This window comes from Acinetobacter halobius (assembly GCF_044130335.1).
Lineage (GTDB): Bacteria > Pseudomonadota > Gammaproteobacteria > Pseudomonadales > Moraxellaceae > Acinetobacter.
The window spans coordinates 34,757-50,759 of record NZ_JBIQOD010000006.1; the positions used below are offsets into that span (position 1 = coordinate 34,757).

Annotated in this window: 12 protein-coding genes; 8 read left to right on the top strand and 4 right to left on the bottom strand. The window is 41.9% G+C overall.

Annotation, left to right across the window (positions count from 1 at the left end; all coding sequences use genetic code 11):
• Positions 1 to 60 precede the first annotated feature (60 nt).
• Positions 61 to 1,647 (bottom strand): ATP-binding cassette domain-containing protein, encoded by a 1,587-nt coding sequence (locus ACE01U_RS07270; protein ID WP_395579066.1) that lies wholly within the window; start codon positions 1,645 to 1,647, stop codon positions 61 to 63.
• 479 nt (positions 1,648 to 2,126) lie between these two features.
• Here ACE01U_RS07270 and ACE01U_RS07275 point away from each other — a divergent pair, with 479 nt between their 5' ends.
• Positions 2,127 to 2,516 carry a hypothetical protein gene (locus tag ACE01U_RS07275; RefSeq protein WP_395579067.1) on the top strand — a complete coding sequence of 130 codons (390 nt, stop codon included), beginning with the start codon at positions 2,127 to 2,129 and terminating at the stop codon, positions 2,514 to 2,516.
• Positions 2,517 to 2,746: 230 nt separating this feature from the next.
• Here ACE01U_RS07275 and ACE01U_RS07280 read toward each other — a convergent pair whose 3' ends face one another.
• A complete protein-coding gene (locus tag ACE01U_RS07280; protein ID WP_086208752.1) occupies positions 2,747 to 3,556 on the bottom strand; it encodes a cytochrome C assembly family protein in 810 nt (269 codons plus the stop codon).
• A gap of 138 nt (positions 3,557 to 3,694) precedes the next feature.
• On the opposite strand from ACE01U_RS07280, the gene ffh reads away from it, so the two are divergent.
• Together ffh and ACE01U_RS07290 are read left to right on the top strand one after the other, a co-directional pair.
• Positions 3,695 to 5,101 (top strand): signal recognition particle protein, encoded by a 1,407-nt coding sequence (gene ffh / locus ACE01U_RS07285; RefSeq protein ID WP_395579068.1) that lies wholly within the window; start codon positions 3,695 to 3,697, stop codon positions 5,099 to 5,101.
• Positions 5,102 to 5,287: 186 nt separating this feature from the next.
• On the top strand, positions 5,288 to 5,893 hold the full coding sequence (locus ACE01U_RS07290) for an RBBP9/YdeN family alpha/beta hydrolase (RefSeq protein WP_110973857.1): 606 nt from the start codon (positions 5,288 to 5,290) through the stop codon (positions 5,891 to 5,893).
• On the opposite strand, the gene ACE01U_RS07295 is transcribed toward ACE01U_RS07290, so the two are convergent.
• Entirely contained in the window at positions 5,884 to 6,615 is a 732-nt protein-coding gene (locus ACE01U_RS07295) for a type III pantothenate kinase (protein WP_110973856.1), read from the bottom strand. The two genes, ACE01U_RS07290 and ACE01U_RS07295, sit on opposite strands and share 10 nt — an antisense overlap.
• A gap of 17 nt (positions 6,616 to 6,632) precedes the next feature.
• Positions 6,633 to 7,388 (bottom strand): biotin--[acetyl-CoA-carboxylase] ligase, encoded by a 756-nt coding sequence (locus ACE01U_RS07300; protein WP_110973855.1) that lies wholly within the window; start codon positions 7,386 to 7,388, stop codon positions 6,633 to 6,635.
• Positions 7,389 to 7,415: 27 nt separating this feature from the next.
• Here ACE01U_RS07300 and ACE01U_RS07305 point away from each other — a divergent pair, with 27 nt between their 5' ends.
• The 5 genes from ACE01U_RS07305 to ligA all read left to right on the top strand — a co-directional run bounded on the left by ACE01U_RS07305 (position 7,416) and on the right by ligA (position 15,663).
• Positions 7,416 to 8,219 (top strand): sulfite exporter TauE/SafE family protein, encoded by an 804-nt coding sequence (locus tag ACE01U_RS07305; RefSeq protein WP_291375248.1) that lies wholly within the window; start codon positions 7,416 to 7,418, stop codon positions 8,217 to 8,219.
• 160 nt (positions 8,220 to 8,379) lie between these two features.
• Positions 8,380 to 9,075, top strand: a complete 696-nt coding sequence (locus ACE01U_RS07310) for a GntR family transcriptional regulator (protein ID WP_086208747.1) — start codon at positions 8,380 to 8,382, stop codon at positions 9,073 to 9,075.
• A gap of 10 nt (positions 9,076 to 9,085) precedes the next feature.
• The gene (gene smc, locus ACE01U_RS07315; RefSeq protein WP_395579069.1) at positions 9,086 to 12,538 is read left to right on the top strand and encodes a chromosome segregation protein SMC; all 3,453 of its coding nucleotides are present in this window, start codon (positions 9,086 to 9,088) and stop codon (positions 12,536 to 12,538) included.
• A 4-nt stretch (positions 12,539 to 12,542) separates the two neighbouring features.
• Positions 12,543 to 13,529, top strand: a complete 987-nt coding sequence (locus ACE01U_RS07320; RefSeq protein ID WP_395579070.1) for a cell division protein ZipA C-terminal FtsZ-binding domain-containing protein — start codon at positions 12,543 to 12,545, stop codon at positions 13,527 to 13,529.
• 94 nt (positions 13,530 to 13,623) lie between these two features.
• Entirely contained in the window at positions 13,624 to 15,663 is a 2,040-nt protein-coding gene (ligA, locus tag ACE01U_RS07325; protein WP_087528138.1) for an NAD-dependent DNA ligase LigA, read from the top strand.
• Positions 15,664 to 16,003: the final 340 nt, after the last annotated feature.

The following is a 16,003-nucleotide window of genomic DNA, read 5'->3' on the forward strand; positions in this document are numbered from 1 at the left end:
CGGTGTCACCAGTCAAATAGAAAAACGGTGTTATACGCAAATCCGATCACGCTGTCCAGTCTAATGCGTTTGGGTTAAATCGAAATAGTTTTGAATCTGTGTCTCCTCGACAAAGGCATCATCATGTGAAACTAAAATAACCGCCCCTGTAAAATCGCGAATAGCCTGTGCCAACAGTTGTCTTGAGTCGATGTCGAGATGATTTTCGGGTTCATCCAGTAAAAGTAAGTCCACAGGCTGTGCTGCGAGACTGATACACAGTAAGGCAACTTTGAGTTGTTCACCGCCACTAAGTAGTGAGATGGGGAGCAGAGCCTTATCTCGTCGAATTCGAAGTTGCCCCAATTCATTCCGACACGCCTCATCAGACAAAGACGGATTTAATAATTGTAAATTGTGTACCGCATTCAGTTTTGGATTCAGCAGACTAAAGTTTTGATCTAAATATAACGATGCTCCTCGCTTGAAAATCTCTCCCGATTGAACATGACTATGATTTTGGATGGCACGAAGTAAGGTCGACTTACCTGAACCATTTTGGCCCCGCAGTTGGATTTTTTCTCCACTATATAAGGCAAAAGAAATAGGCGAGATAGAGGGTGTGGTTAAAACCACCTCTTTTAAACGAAGAATTTCACCAGTTTGTTGAGGTTGAAAATGGAAATCAAACTTTTGTGACTTCATCTGTTCTAGCTGTTGCTGTTTGTTTTTGAGTTCGTCTTGCGCTTGTTCCTTTTGGCGCAGTTGTTGCTGCGCGACTCCCGATAAGGTTTGACTCGCACGTTCTTTTTTAAAGTCGAGTAGGATTTTGGCTTGAGAACCAGAGCTTCGTAATTTCTGCCCAGACTTTTGCCTTTTCTGGGCTTTCATGCGTTGTTCATGCTGTTGGACTTGTAATTGTTTAAGTTCGCGTTTCTCTTGCGAGATGTTGTGTAGTAACGCCTGCTGTTGTTGCTCTGCTTGTGACTGATACTCGGCATAGTTGCAACGGAAATGTTGCAAGCCAAAATCATTTAAAACATAGGTATTGGAGATTTGATTTAACAATGTGCGGTCGTGGCTAATGACTAAACAGCCCGCAGGATGCTGAAGGATTTTTTGACTTAACCACGCACGACTTTCATGATCTAAGTGATTACTGGGCTCATCAAGAAGTAAATAATGCTCAGTTTGTAAAAAAAGGCGACACAGTGCCAGTTTAGTTTTCTGACCTTCACTTAGTTGAGAAACCGAGCTGGATAGATCTGTAGGTAAGTTTGCACTTTTCAGTAATTTTAACCATTCAGAGGGTTGATGCCATGCATGTTCGACGCGGTCATAGTCTTCAAAGCTTGCGGTAGATTGTTCAATACGTTGAAAACTTGCATGCAGGTCAACAATATTAAGGGCTTCGGCAAGCGTACAGTTGCTTAAACGTTCGAGCTGGCTTAAGTGGGAAAATGGCATATGCCAAATCACTTCGCCACTCGCATAATTGGGTCTGTGCGCTTGAGCGAGTAGGGACATTAATATTGATTTGCCTTGACCATTACGTCCGATCAGGGTTGAACATTGGGCAGCGGGCAATTCAAAGTTTAAATGCTGAAAAAGTGCTTCATGAGTAAATTGAATGCTTAGGTTTTTTACGGTACAGGCCTGTTGGGTCATTAAAGACTCCTTTATACAGGACATACAAAATAAATTTTTATATAGAAATATAGAGTAGTAAATAAGTTTATTTTGCACGTCAGAAAACAAATAAATTAGATTTGACGGAAAATAAGACTTACTTCATTGGCATTACTCTAAGTAGAAGGTAGAAGAAGGGAGGCGTAATAGTTTTGTCAGTATAACAGGTGGATGAAAAATAATCTATTTGCATTATTCTAATTATAAATTTAAGGATGATTTATCAATACTATTGGCTACAGGAGCTTCGTCATAGACGTATAAATCTTTCACAGACCGTGATTGATTGGGGGGGAATTAGTCAATTATGGAGGGGATGAGTTTATCTACATTGTCATTGTTCAAAAGCATTGTGTTCTGTTTTAGTGTTATTTCGTATAGGCTCTATAATGTTAAATGGAATAAAATTTTGATCAAGTTTCTTTTATAATAAATGAAAATTTAGGATATTAAAAATAATGAAATTACTAAGCTTTATACTGTTATTTATTAGTAGCAGTTGTTTTGCTTTATCTGGTGACGAATTCGATCAACAGTATCGACATTTGAATGGTGAACTCAATAAAGCTGTAATTAATAATATGATCTATTCTAGAGATTATGATGATAAAGAGGTTCCACTTTCAGAAAAATTGGAATCTAAAAGTAAGTGGTGTGATTTAACCAAAGCTAGAGTAAATTTATTGGATTTTGTGATTCAGAATTTCTCTGCTTATAAAGCATGGGTGAAGCAAAACAATCTTGATGATGATTCTAATTTGGATGATTTTAATAAGTTTCATAACAATCAGCAGAAATCATATATTGGCTGTCAGCTAAATCTGGAAGAATACCGATTAAAAATGTAATTAAATTATAAATACTAAGATGAGAGCTAGATGTTAATTTTAGAAAAACTAGAATTAACATCATCACTGCATACAGAATTTATTGCATAGGTTTTTATAAATCAATTAATTAGATTTTGATGTAAGCTCAGTTTGCCTAAGCTGGGCTTTTCTGCTGGGCCATTATGTTATACATCTACTTTTTGAGTAAAGTACTGTATCTTTAATAAAGCGAACTCAACAAAAAGACGTTATCGACCTAAAATCATTTCCAATACAAACTTAGATCCGATAAAACCGACAGCCAATAAAAAGAATCCAATTAAGGTAAAGCGAATCGCTTTTTGACCTCGCCAACCGAAACGGTAATGTCCGATGAGCAAAGCCCCATACACAAACCAAGAAATAATACTAAAAGCGGTCTTATGTGCCAGATGTTGGGCAAAAAAGTTGTCAATGGTAAAGAAACCAAACACCAACGCCACAGTCAGTAAAATAAAACCCGTTTTAATCAAGTCAAACAATAAAGATTCCATCGCTTGAAAAGAGGGCAGTAAGTTGACCCAAAAGCGTTTCTTTTGTTTGTTTTTTAACTCACGATCTTGGAACCATAAAATCACGGCTTGTATGGTCGCCATGAGGAGTACTGCATAGGCCGACAGCGATAAAATAATATGAATATCTAGGCCCAATGAGCGCTGTTCAATAAATTGAGTGGACTGACTAAAAGCAAAACCTAAAATGAGTCCTGTCGCGGCCACAGGGATGCCAATCAGGTTCAAAGCTAAAATTGGACGATAAGTACTATAAAGTAGACTGAGTAACAGCATGAGCCCCGATGTAAATGACATTAAGACGAAAACGTCATAATTCACTCCCATTGGCGTGAGCATGTCATGGTACAAAACGGTTGCATGTAACAATAGGCCTAAGCCTAAAATAATACCAATAAACCAATGGTTTGGATCACGTTTAGCCATTAATTTGATAAACAAATACCAAAAAGAGGTGGTATAGGCAACTAATGCTAAGATGGTATAAACCAAGGGCAGGCTAATCATGTCAAACCTTTTTCAGGATGATGAATATTCATTTATATAAATTCGGTGCGAACTACAGTATCCTATAGCATTCTATGCATAAATTTTCTATTTTAAGAAAGATTTTTTTGCAACTAGCAATTTTAAGCGGATTTTGCAATGTTTGATACCTTAACGGAACGACTCACGCAGAGTTTAAGAAATGTTACTGGCTCTGGGCAGCTAACCGAAGACAATATTAAAGATACCCTACGTGAAGTACGTATGGCACTTCTTGAAGCCGATGTTGCACTTCCTGTAACTCGTGAATTTATCGCGAAAGTTAAGGAAGAGGCGTTGGGTCAGGAAGTGATGACTCAATTATCGCCGGGCCAAGCATTTGTTAAAATCGTGCATGACGAATTAACAAAAATGATGGGCGAGGCCAATGAAAGCCTTGATCTTGCAGCAAAACCTCCTGTTGTGGTCCTACTTGCGGGCTTACAAGGTGCAGGTAAAACAACAACGGCTGCAAAACTAGCTCGCTTCTTACAAGAACGCCAAAAGAAAAAAGTAGCGATGGTGTCTGCCGACGTTTACCGTCCAGCAGCAATTAAACAGCTACAAACCGTTGCAGGTGAGGTCGGTGCGATTTTCTTTGAATCGAGCGCTGACGAAAAACCGATTACTATTGCAACGCGTGCAATTGAACAGGCCAAAATTCAGTTTGCGGATGTCTTGATTGTCGATACCGCAGGTCGTCTACACGTAGATGACGAAATGATGGACGAGATCAAAGAACTTCACGCGGCGATTAAGCCAACTGAAACTTTGTTCGTGGTCGATGCAATGACCGGTCAGGATGCGGCAAATACAGCCAAAGCCTTTAATGATGCACTGCCATTAACGGGCGTGATTCTGACCAAAACTGATGGTGATGCACGTGGTGGTGCAGCGCTTTCAGTACGTGCCATCACAGGTAAGCCAATCAAATTCTTAGGTATGGGTGAAAAGCTGGATGCCTTAGAGCCATTCCATCCTGAACGTGTTGCACAGCGTATCTTAGGTATGGGTGACGTCCTTTCTTTGGTCGAAGAGCTTGAACGTAAAGTCGACAAAGAAAAAGCCGAAAAAATGGCGAAAAAACTGCAAAAAGGTGGCAGCTTCAACTTTGAAGATATGCTAATGCAGTTTGAGCAAATGAATAAAATGGGCGGCATGATGGGCTTCTTGGATAAGCTACCTGGCATGAGTAATGCAGGGATCCAAGATGCGTTGGCACAAGCGAACCCTGAAAAGCAAGTGAAAAAGATGGAAGCGATTATCCAGTCGATGACCATCAAAGAACGTCGTAACCCAGACCTGATGAACCCAAGCCGTAAAAAGCGCATTGCATCGGGCTGCGGTATGGATGTCGTTGAAGTCAATAAGTTGATTAAACAACATGCGCAAATGGCGAAAATGATGAAGAAATTTGCCAATCCATCAGGCATGGCAAAAATGATGAAATCATTAGGTGGCTTGCAAAAGCAATTTGGTGGCGGTGGTGCGGGACCATTGTTCGGTGGAAATGACAAGAAAAAATAAGTCAGCTTTCACAATGAGATGAGTAAAAAAGGCGCGTATGCGCCTTTTTTACGTCTGTAATCTATGCAACAAGAGGATAGAGCTAGTTTCTTCAGTAACAAGGGGAATAACAAAAACGCACTGTTTATGGACTGAAAGTTGCGTAAAATTTATTCGTTTAAAACATTATAATAAGAAGCTAGAAAAATGAGTAAATCTAAACAACATATTTACATCGTGCATGGTTATCAGGGATCTCCCAATGATCATTGGTTTCCATGGCTAAGCCAAAAACTTACCCAGATAGATGCTCACTTGGCCGTTAAGCGTTTGGTATTGCCACATAGTAATACACCGAATTTTGAAGAGTGGCAGCAGGCTTTAGCTTTGCAAATGTCAACTTTGGATGAAAACACCATTATTGTTGCGCATAGTTTGGGGTGTTTGGCAACTTTACATTACTTGAGTATTCAACTGCGGGAACGTCGAATTAAAGCCATTTACTGTATTGCAGGATTTAAAGCCCCTTTGAAGGCTGTTCCTGAGCTAGATAGCTTTATTGCTCAAGCGAAGTTAGACAGTGGGGTGTTACATTCACATATTGCTTCGCGTGTGGTGATGTTTTCAAATAACGATCCTTTTGTTCCACCCCCTTTCGTTTTGACTTTTGGACACTTTTTAAGTGCTGAAGTTCAGGAGGTAAAACGTGCAGGACATTTTATGGGAGAGGATGGTTATATTGAGTTTGAGTTGTTACTTAATAATTTAAAGCCTTTATTACTGTCTCAGACTGCGATTTCGACTCAAAATTGATACTGAATATAATATTGCAAGCCTTTGAGTAATAAATCATTTTCAATGCAAGGTGCATAATGTTCCAAATAACGTGCAAATATAGGAGCATCGCCACCAGTTAAAATCAGTTGACGTGGGGACTGCTGTAAAACCTTTTCAATGGTACTGACGAGACCAAGTAAAATTCCATGATGCACGGCGTCGATGGTATTACGACCAGGCCCAAGTTGATCAAAAGCTGCATCTGGAATTTTAATACCTTTGGTGTTTTGAATGAGTGAATCACGTTGTAGGTAAAGATTTGGTAAAATATATCCACCTAAGTGTTGTAACCCATCAGCCAAGTCAATGGTCAGCGCTGTACCACAGCTAATGACACAATAGTTCTGCCTAGCATCGCGTGCTACAGCCAGTACTTGTAGCCAACGGTCAATTCCGAGCTGTTCAGGTTTTTCATAGCCACACTGTAGACCCGCATAGCTCGCCTGTACTTGGGCAAAGGTGATGGGTACATTTAAGCTTTTTAGAAGCTTGTTGATTCGGTCGTTATTTTTTTTGTCCTGAACCGAAGATACCCCAATCTGCTGAATATTTAAGTTTTTAAAATGTTGAATCAGTCCTAAAAGTAAGTCAGCAGGGGATTGTAAATGTAACTCAGCACCTTGTTCTATGATGCGATCTTCCTGCGTAATCCAATATTTCAGCCGCGTATTGCCAATATCTAACCATAGATTTTTCATGATAATCCTCGGTCTATTTAAATGACGGATGTTGGGCGCAAGCGGCCTTGGTAAAAGCATTCAACACCATTCGCGGTCTGAATTTGTACTGCACCATCATCTTGAATGCCTAAGAATATACCTTGAGATAGACCTTTCATATGCTCAAATTCAACCTGTTGCTGCATGAAGGCTGCATAATGGTTAAAACGTGAAGCTAAATTGGCACTATTATGAGAAAACCATAAGCCTGCTTGTTGAATGGCCAGATACAGTTCTGCCATTAAGTGAATTCGATTTGGTTGGGCTAAACCAAGCTGTTCAAGTGAACTGGTGGCTTGATCGAGCTGGGTATCTTCGACTTGATTGATATTGATGCCCACCCCAATGATCGCTTGGTGGCTCGATAGCGGTTCAACTAAAATTCCGCCCCATTTGCCTTGTGCACTATATAGGTCATTTGGCCATTTCACTTGCAAAGCTAAACCTTGTAAGCTCGGCATTTGTAAAATATTGAGCGCAACTTCTAAAGCCAAGCGCCCATCTATAGGTGCTTTGCTTTGTAACAATGTGCTTAAATAGATGTTTCCTTCTGGGGACACCCATTGTCGTTGGCGTTGTCCACGGCCGTGTGTTTGCCGTGTGCTACACACTAAAACACTCTGAATCCCTTTTTGTGCAATCTCTCGCACATCGTCATTGGTGGATGTGGTAACTGGTTTTAGCAATAAAACTTCAGGGAGTTGCTGTGCTTCAGCGAGAAGTTGTTGTAATTGGCGTGTCTCTAAATCCATATGAATCTGAGAAAAGTGGAAATGATCATGGAGTTAATCATATATTTGCTGATTGGTGCAATCGCTGGTTTTACTGCGGGGCTGTTTGGCGTTGGTGGCGGGCTGATTATTGTACCAATTTTATATGTGGTGTTTACTCATCTGAACTATGATCCCAGTGTCATTATGCATATGGCAGTGGGAACTTCGTTGGCCACAATTATTGTCACTTCAATGAGCTCCGTGAGTGCGCACCATAAACGGGGAGCAGTGTTGTGGTCGGTATTTCGTAATTTAGCTCCTGGGTTGGTTGTGGGGGCATTTTTAGGTGCAGGCATTGCTGACTATATGTCGGGACATGGCTTACAACTGCTGATTGGTTTCTTTGCTGTTTGGGTGGCCTACAAAATGTTTAGTGGCGCACATGTCGAGGTCGATCCATCGCGTCAGTTACCTTCAACAGGACGACAGTTATTTGCTGGAGCAGGTATTGGTGTGGCTTCCGCGATTTTTGGTATTGGTGGTGGAAGTTTGACAGTGCCGTACTTAAACCGGCACGGGGTCGTTATGCAAAAAGCAGTCGCGACATCTGCAGCTTGTGGCTTACCTATTGCAGTAGCTGGTGCTTTGGGTTTTATGTGGTTTGGTCATCGAGCTGAGGTCAATGTACCGAATACCATTGGTTATATTCATGTCTACGCCTTTTTCGGGATTGCGATGATGAGCTTCATTACTGCCAAGTTTGGGGCAAAAGTAGCGCACCATTTGTCGCCAGCGATGTTGAAAAAGTGTTTTGCGGGGTTATTAATTGTTGTTGGGCTATATTTTATTTATCAAGGTTTTAGCTCTTAAATAAGCGCGAAAATCTTGTCTAGCTTGATTTTCATTGGCATTATAGACGGTAAAATTGTCTGACAATGACATGGTGTTTACCGTTTAATCTCAGGTAAAACTTAAAAATAGGTCACTAAAGACCATGGATTGCATCTTATAAAAACAAGTTAGGAACAGTATGCAAGCACATGATACAGAGAGTTTGTCCGAACAAATTGCCAAGCACATCAGTGAACAAATTATTCGCGGTGAGTTGGTTGAAGGTGAGCGAATACAAGAATTACGTATTGCCGCAGAACTTGATGTGAGTCGCGGTTCTGTGCGTGAAGCTTTGTTATTGCTTGAACGTACCCATCTGATTGAAATTTATCCGCGCCGTGGCGCGATTGTCTCAGAAATGTCAGCCCAACAAGTGCGCGCATTGTTTGATACCAGTAGCCTGCTTTTGGGGCAAATTGTGCAACGTATTGCGGAGACATGGCGTAGCTATGAAGCGGAACGTTTGCAATTGTTATTGGATGAATTGAGCAATCAGTTGAAACAAGGCAGTATCGAAAAATTTTATGATTTAATTTTTGAAGGATTGGCACGTCAGCATGAAATGGTGGGCAATCCTTATCTGATGAAGTTCTATCAAGAGCTATTACCCTCGATACGTCGAAGCTATTTTTTAACCTTAAATACTTCACGTAGAGAGTTACAAGAATCTTATGATTTATTTAAACTAGTGACTGATGCGGTTTTAATCAGAAAATCACAACAAGCTACTTTATTTATGGAAGATTTTTGTCGACACTTACGTAACTTGGTGTTGGAATCTCTGACCCGAATGAAACAAATTGAACTTGCGTGGGCGAGACGCTCACGACGTTAGTCAGGACATTATGCGTTTAAGCAGTTTAAAACTTTCCGGCTTCAAATCTTTTGCCGACAGTACTACATTACACTTTAAAGATAGCCGTACCGCTGTGGTTGGGCCGAATGGTTGTGGTAAATCCAATGTAATCGACGCGATCCGTTGGGTCATGGGCGAATCCAGTGCTCGCCAACTGCGTGGCGGTAGTATGCAGGATGTCATTTTTACAGGCACGGCAAAGCGCAAGCCGGTTAGTGTCGCAAGTGTAGAACTGCGTTTTGACAACACCTATGGCAAGTTAGGTGGCAGTTATAATGCCTATACTGAACTGGCAGTTAAGCGTCAGGTCAACCGAGATGGTAAGTCTGAATACTTTTTAAATGGCACCAAATGTCGTCGTCGGGATATTACCGATATATTCTTAGGCACAGGTTTAGGGCCACGTTCTTATTCGATTATTGAACAGGGCATGATCAACCGTTTGGTTGATGCAAAACCTGAAGAAATGCGGGTTTTTATTGAGGAAGCCGCAGGAGTTTCACGTTATCAAGCACGTCGCCGTGAAACTTTATTGCATTTGGATCACACCACGCAAAACTTATCGCGTTTAGAAGATATTGCCTCTGAGTTAAGATCACAGTTAAAAACTTTAAAACGGCAGGCCGAAACCGCGATTCAGTACAAAACACTGGAAAGTCAAATTCGCACCATTAAAGTCGAAGTTTTATCTTTTCAATGCGAACAAAGCAGTCGTTTACAGCAAGAATATACGCTACACATGAATGATTTGGGCGATCAGTTCAAGTTAGTCCGTTCAGAGTTAACCACTTTAGAGCATGATTTGACTTCAACCAGTGAGCTATTTCAACGCCTGATTCAGCAGTCCACGCCCCTACAGAGTGAGTGGCAACAGGCAGAGAAAAAGCTGGCTGAGTTGAAAATGACTTTGGAACAAAAGCAGAGCCTGTTCCAGCAAAATACGACGACTTTGGCACAGCTTGAACAGCAGAAGACGCAAACCAAAGAACGTATGCAGTTGATCGAGTTGCAACTGGAAAGTTTGCACGAACAAAATGAGCTTCATACCGAACAGTTACAACAGCAAGAAAGTCAAAACCAACAGCAAAGCCAAGGCTTAACGGATTTAAAAACACAGCAGCAACAATTGCTTCAACAGTTTGAACAAGTCAAAAGTTTGGTTGAAAAACAACAGCAACAAAAAACGCAAATGTTGGCGCAAAGTGAACAGTTGGCCAAAAACATTTTACGTTTTGAACAACAAAAGCAAATTTTAGAGCAACAAGTGGCGCAAATTCAAAACCAAAGCCAGTTGGATGCGATAGACCAATTGTTGCATGCCAAGCAAGACGCCGAGGCACAGCAGTTACAACGTGAGCAAAGTATCATTGAGGTGCAGTTACAGCTGGATGATTTGCGTATTCAGCACCAAGCTGCTCAAACTGAGTTGAATCAGCACAAAGCAGATATACAGGTCTTAAGTGCAGAACAGAAACATCTAAAGCAACTATTGGTCAAAGTCAGCGCCTTAAAAAATAGTGATCATCCACAGTTGATGCACGTGCTGAAGCTTAAAGATGCTGCTAAAACCCATGCCGCGCTGGTCGAGAAATTCTTAGCCAAATGGCTTTCAGCGCATTGTTTGGAAAACAGCGATGCATTCACCGATGCGGTTGCACGTCAGTTAACGCCTCAGCCACATGTTGAACTAATCGAAATTGCAGGTTGCGATAGCCTAGCCAGTTGGATTGAATCACCGCAGTCCTCTTTGTGGCAACAGGTGGGAGTGACCACGAACTTAAAACAAGCCCTCGCTTTGCAAAAGCAATTGAAAGATGGTCAGTCTCTTCTAAGTTTAGACGGTTATCATGTTGGCGTGGACTGGGTGATTGGTCTGGATTATGACGAAGCGAGCCAAGCTGGACAGGGGGCACTCAGTCATCGAATTCGTTTAGATGAAATTGAACAGAGTCTTGCTGAAAAAACAGGACTTCTGACTCAGCTTGAAACGAAAACCACAGAACTTCGTACTCAAGTTCAAGCAGTAGATGAGCAGTTAAAAGCGGATCAACAGCTATTGAAAAAAGAAGTTCAGGCAACCCAGCAGATTGACTTGAATATCGCCAAAGTACAAAGTACCAACCAAGCCTTTGAAGTGCAAAAACAACAATTGGCCAATCAACTGGCACAGTTAGACAGTCAACTCGAAGAAGATGCCATGCAAAAAGATGATTTGGAGATTGATCTGCATGCATTGAATATTAAGCTTGAGCAAAACTTGCCTAACTACAAAACCATGCAGTTCCAAGTGGAGTCTTTGACTGAGCAACTGGATGACAGCCAGCAGCAGGCACAGCAGGTTTGGCAAGCACTTGAAATGGTACGTCGTCAGGCAGTGCAAACCACACAGCAGATTGAACTGTTAGAAAAAGACCGTACTTTTTTAAAAGCACAGTATCAGCAAATTTTGTCGCAGATGGAACAGGCCAAAAAGTTTATTGACCCTGTACAACTGGAGCTACCTGCCTTAGAAAGCCAGTTTAGTGAACAAGCACAGATCACTGAAAAGTTACAAAAAACATGGTCTGAATGGCAAGTTGAGCTGAATGCGGTGCAAGAGCGTCAGCAGAGTTTGACCGAACAACGTCATCAGCATCAGCAACAAGATGAAAAGCTGAGAACTCAGTTAGAAGAAAAACGTTTGGCGTGGCAAGCTGCAAAGTCAGACTTACAACATTATTCTGAACAGCTGAAAGAGATGAATGTTGAAGCTATTGAGGGTTTGAACATTGAGATCAGTAGCCATCAACAAGTTCTAGAAAAAGCACAGCAGCAGTTTGAGAAATTGGGTGCAGTGAATTTGGCAGCTTCAGAAGAATATGAAGAAGTGTCTAAACGTTTTGAAGAATTGAGTCATCAAATTCAAGATTTGGAAAATACCGTTGAACAGTTGCGTGCTGCAATGAAAAGTATTGACCAAGAAACCCGCAAACTGTTTATGACTACTTTTGATCGGGTCAATGCTGAACTACAAGATTTGTTCCCGAAAGTGTTTAATGGTGGGGAGGCGAGTCTAACTTTAGAAGATGACTGGCAGTCTGGGGTAAAACTGATGGCCCGTCCACCGGGCAAACGCAACAGCTCATTGGCACTACTTTCAGGCGGAGAAAAAGCCCTGACAGCATTGGCCTTGGTGTTTGCGATTTTCCGTCTTAATCCATCGCCATTTTGTGTTTTGGATGAAGTTGATGCGCCTCTGGATGATGCAAACGTGGGAAGATTTTGTAATCTTGTAAAAGAGCTTTCTGAACAGGTGCAATTCATTTACATTACCCATAATAAACTCGCAATGACGATGGCGACCGACTTGTTAGGTGTTACGATGCCTGAACCGGGAACATCAAAATTAGTGACTGTAAATTTAGAACAGGCAAAAGAATACGGTTTAGTCGCGGAGGCCTAATAAGATGGAATACACAACAATTATTGGTATCGTCATAGCAGTGATTATTATGCTGCTTGGCATCAGAATGATTTTCCGAAAGCCGACAGATGCCGCACCATCGCTAGATTCGACTTTGCATATTGATGAAGATAGTCAAAAACCGATTATTCCACGTCATGTCCGTGACCAACTGCAAACGGTGGTCGTGGAACCTGCAGAGCGTAAAGAGCCGATTTTAAGTGATGCTCCAGTCGATGCAACAATAGCGGGAAAAGCTGAACCAAAGGCTTTAGATGCAGATAGTGTAGTAGAGAATACTGATGCTGAACCAAGTTTAGTGGCATCAGCTGACATAGAAAATAAAGCAGTAGACTCAGCCACTCCTGAAAACACTGCAACAGAATCAACGACTGAAAGTACAAACTCAGCGCTTGTCGATGACCAAGCGAAGGCCGATAAAGCTGAATTTAGTTTAAATGCCAACGTCGAAAAAGCCGAAATTTCAGAGTTTGACGATGAAAGTAGCATTTTAGATGCACATTTGTATGAGCAAAAAATTGTCGATGATGAAAGTGCCTTAGCCACAGCAGAGTCGTTTATTGCCCTGAATGTTTATCCTGAACGTCGTGCGTTGTCTGGTGAGAAAACCTTAAAAGTTTTAATGAAGTATGGCTTGCGTTTTGGCGAAATGTCTTGTTTCCATCGTTATAACGAAGATGGAACCAAGTTGCTGTTCTCTGTTTTGCAAATTACCGATACAGGTATGGATGGTTTTGACTTGGAAAATCTGTCAACCGATCCAATTAAAGGCTTGGCCTTTTTCTTGGCCTTACCACACCGTGATGTCCAAAATGCCTTTGACACCATGGACAGTATTTCACGTTTGATTGCCCGTGAAATAGATGGAACGGTTTATGACCAAAATAATCAAGAGTTCACGCCTCAACTGCGTGAGCATTGGCGCCACTTGGCGATTGATTACCGTGCTGGACAGGCAATCGACGCTTAATCTGATTGAAAGCAACGGTAACGATTTCTATAATACACAGCAGAAATACAATTTTTAGGGCGGAACAAAGACCGCCCTTTTTTATGGTGAAATTATGACTCAAACTTCAACTGTCGTTGCGCAAATGCGTCAACTGATCCAAATTTTGGCACAGCATAATCATGCTTATTATGTGATGGATCAGCCGACCATTTTAGACAGTGAATATGATCAGCTTTTTCATCAATTGAAAGCTTTAGAAGAACAATACCCCGAGTGTATTCAGCCAGATAGCCCGATCAATAAAGTCGGTGCTAAACCTTTGGCGAAGTTTACGAGCGTGACGCATGTGGTACCGATGCTGTCTTTAGGCAATGTGTTTAATCAAGAAGAACTGTTTGCCTTTGCACGCCGTGCAGAAGAACGTTTGCCGAATCAAACGATTCAATACGATGTCGAACTGAAGTTTGATGGTCTTGCCATTTCACTGTGGTATGAACAGGGTGTGTTGGTGCGTGGGGTGACGCGTGGTGATGGTGAGACAGGGGAAGACATTACCCAAAACGTCAAAACCATTCGTAACTTGCCCAAGGTGTTGAGCACAGATCAGGGTGAAGTGCCTACGCTACTGGAAGTTCGTGGCGAAGTTTTGATGCCTAAAGCTGGCTTTGAAAAGCTCAATGCAGAAAATGAAGCCAAAGGTGAAAAGACTTTTGCCAATCCACGGAATGCCGCAGCGGGAAGTCTACGTCAGTTAGACCCGAACATTGCGGCTGCACGTCCACTTGCATTTTATGCTTATGGTATTGCGCAGTGTGAACCCAATCATGGTCAAAGCACCATGTCGGAAAGTCTAGAGTGGTTGCAACAGTTTGGTTTTGCAGTCGGTGAGCGTCATTTTGTCTGCGATAGCATTCAAGAAGTTCAAGCTGTTTATGAGCAAATCAATGCGGAACGACCACAATTGAGTGTGGAAATTGATGGCATGGTGATTAAGGTCAACAGCCTTAAACAACAGCAACAGCTAGGCTTTTTAAGTCGAGAACCGCGTTGGGCAACGGCATATAAATTCCCTGCGGTGGCTGCGCTTACCACGGTTGAACATATTGACTGGCAAGTAGGCCGTACAGGTACATTGACCCCTGTGGCGCGGTTGAATCCTGTTGCTGTGGGTGGTGTGACCGTTTCAAATGTCACCTTGCATAATATTGGGGAAATTCACCGCCTAGATGTGCGAATTGGCGATACTGTCAGTGTTTACCGTAGTGGTGATGTGATTCCCAAAGTGGAAAAAGTGTGGCCTGAGTTCCGCCCTGTTGATGCCACTGAAGTTGAACTCCCGAGCCAATGTCCCGTGTGTGAATCGCCTGTGGTAATGCCCGAAGGTGAAGCTTTAGCACGTTGCTCTGGTGGTTTGTATTGTGCTGCACAGCGTATCGAGGCAATTCGCCACTTCGTATCCCGTAAAGCGCTTGATATTGAAGGTTTGGGAGATCGTTGGGTCGAATCACTGTTACATCTTGATTTGCTTAAAGATGTGGCCGATATTTATCACCTACATGAGCACCGAGAAAAGCTATTAACCATTGAAAAAATGGGTGAGAAGTCCGTTCAGAACTTGATTGATTCGATTGAAAATAGCAAGAAAACGACTTTGGCTGCATTTATTTATGCGCTGGGGATTCGTGGGGTAGGTGAAACCACAGCGCGTATGTTGGCTAATACTTTCCAAACTTTAGATGCGTTACGTGTCGCAGACATTGAAGCTTTAAAGAAAACTCCAGATGTGGGGGATATCACGGCGGAGTGGATTGTCGACTTTTTTCAAGCACCGCATAACCTTGAAGTTTTGGACCGATTATTGGCGGCAGGTATTCACTGGGACGCGCCTGTGGCACCAAGTCGCCAACCTTTAAATGGTGAAAGTTGGGTCGTGACAGGGACACTCAGTACGATGGGGCGTGATGAAGCAACACAGCTCTTGCAAGCACTAGGTGCACGTGTCAGTGGTAGTGTGTCGAGTAAAACCAAGTGTGTCGTTGCAGGTGAAAAAGCTGGTTCAAAGCTGGATAAAGCGGAGAAGCTTGGGATTGCTGTGATTAATGAAGCTGAGTTTATTCAACTAATGAAAGATTATGGTCAGTTAGAGGCTTAGATTTTTGATTTGGATCAAAAATATACTGTCTAGATAACTCCGTTCAGTTAAAGCATGACTAAAATGACTTTTAATGATGAGGGATTCATGGCGGAGTCTTACATATTCGCATCAAATGCTTGAAGTTCGTATGTTACTTTGGATTAGCCCAAAGTAACCAAAGGCATGAGTCATCAGCAAAACTCGTTCATTGCTATCAATGAGTAAAATTGTCGCAGAAACATTTTTTTCTCATGTAGTGTTGTCTCGAACAGTTGCTGATGACATTTCGTGTATCCCATACCTTCATTAATTTAGAAAAAGCATAGTGCTTGTCAGCTATGACGTTGACGAGCACTAT

Excerpts from the sequence above, each read along its gene's own strand:
- smc (WP_395579069.1), top strand. The coding sequence starts at position 9,086 with ATGCGTTTAAGCAGTTTAAAACTTTCCGGCTTCAAATCTTTTGCCGAC.
- ACE01U_RS07290 (WP_110973857.1), top strand. The coding sequence starts at position 5,288 with ATGAGTAAATCTAAACAACATATTTACATCGTGCATGGTTATCAGGGA.
- ligA (WP_087528138.1), top strand. The coding sequence starts at position 13,624 with ATGACTCAAACTTCAACTGTCGTTGCGCAAATGCGTCAACTGATCCAA.
- ACE01U_RS07320 (WP_395579070.1), top strand. The coding sequence starts at position 12,543 with ATGGAATACACAACAATTATTGGTATCGTCATAGCAGTGATTATTATG.
- ACE01U_RS07270 (WP_395579066.1), bottom strand. The coding sequence starts at position 1,647 with ATGACCCAACAGGCCTGTACCGTAAAAAACCTAAGCATTCAATTTACT.
- ACE01U_RS07310 (WP_086208747.1), top strand. The coding sequence starts at position 8,380 with ATGCAAGCACATGATACAGAGAGTTTGTCCGAACAAATTGCCAAGCAC.
- ACE01U_RS07280 (WP_086208752.1), bottom strand. The coding sequence starts at position 3,556 with ATGATTAGCCTGCCCTTGGTTTATACCATCTTAGCATTAGTTGCCTAT.
- ACE01U_RS07295 (WP_110973856.1), bottom strand. The coding sequence starts at position 6,615 with ATGAAAAATCTATGGTTAGATATTGGCAATACGCGGCTGAAATATTGG.
- ACE01U_RS07300 (WP_110973855.1), bottom strand. The coding sequence starts at position 7,388 with ATGGATTTAGAGACACGCCAATTACAACAACTTCTCGCTGAAGCACAG.
- ACE01U_RS07275 (WP_395579067.1), top strand. The coding sequence starts at position 2,127 with ATGAAATTACTAAGCTTTATACTGTTATTTATTAGTAGCAGTTGTTTT.
- ACE01U_RS07305 (WP_291375248.1), top strand. The coding sequence starts at position 7,416 with ATGGAGTTAATCATATATTTGCTGATTGGTGCAATCGCTGGTTTTACT.
- ffh (WP_395579068.1), top strand. The coding sequence starts at position 3,695 with ATGTTTGATACCTTAACGGAACGACTCACGCAGAGTTTAAGAAATGTT.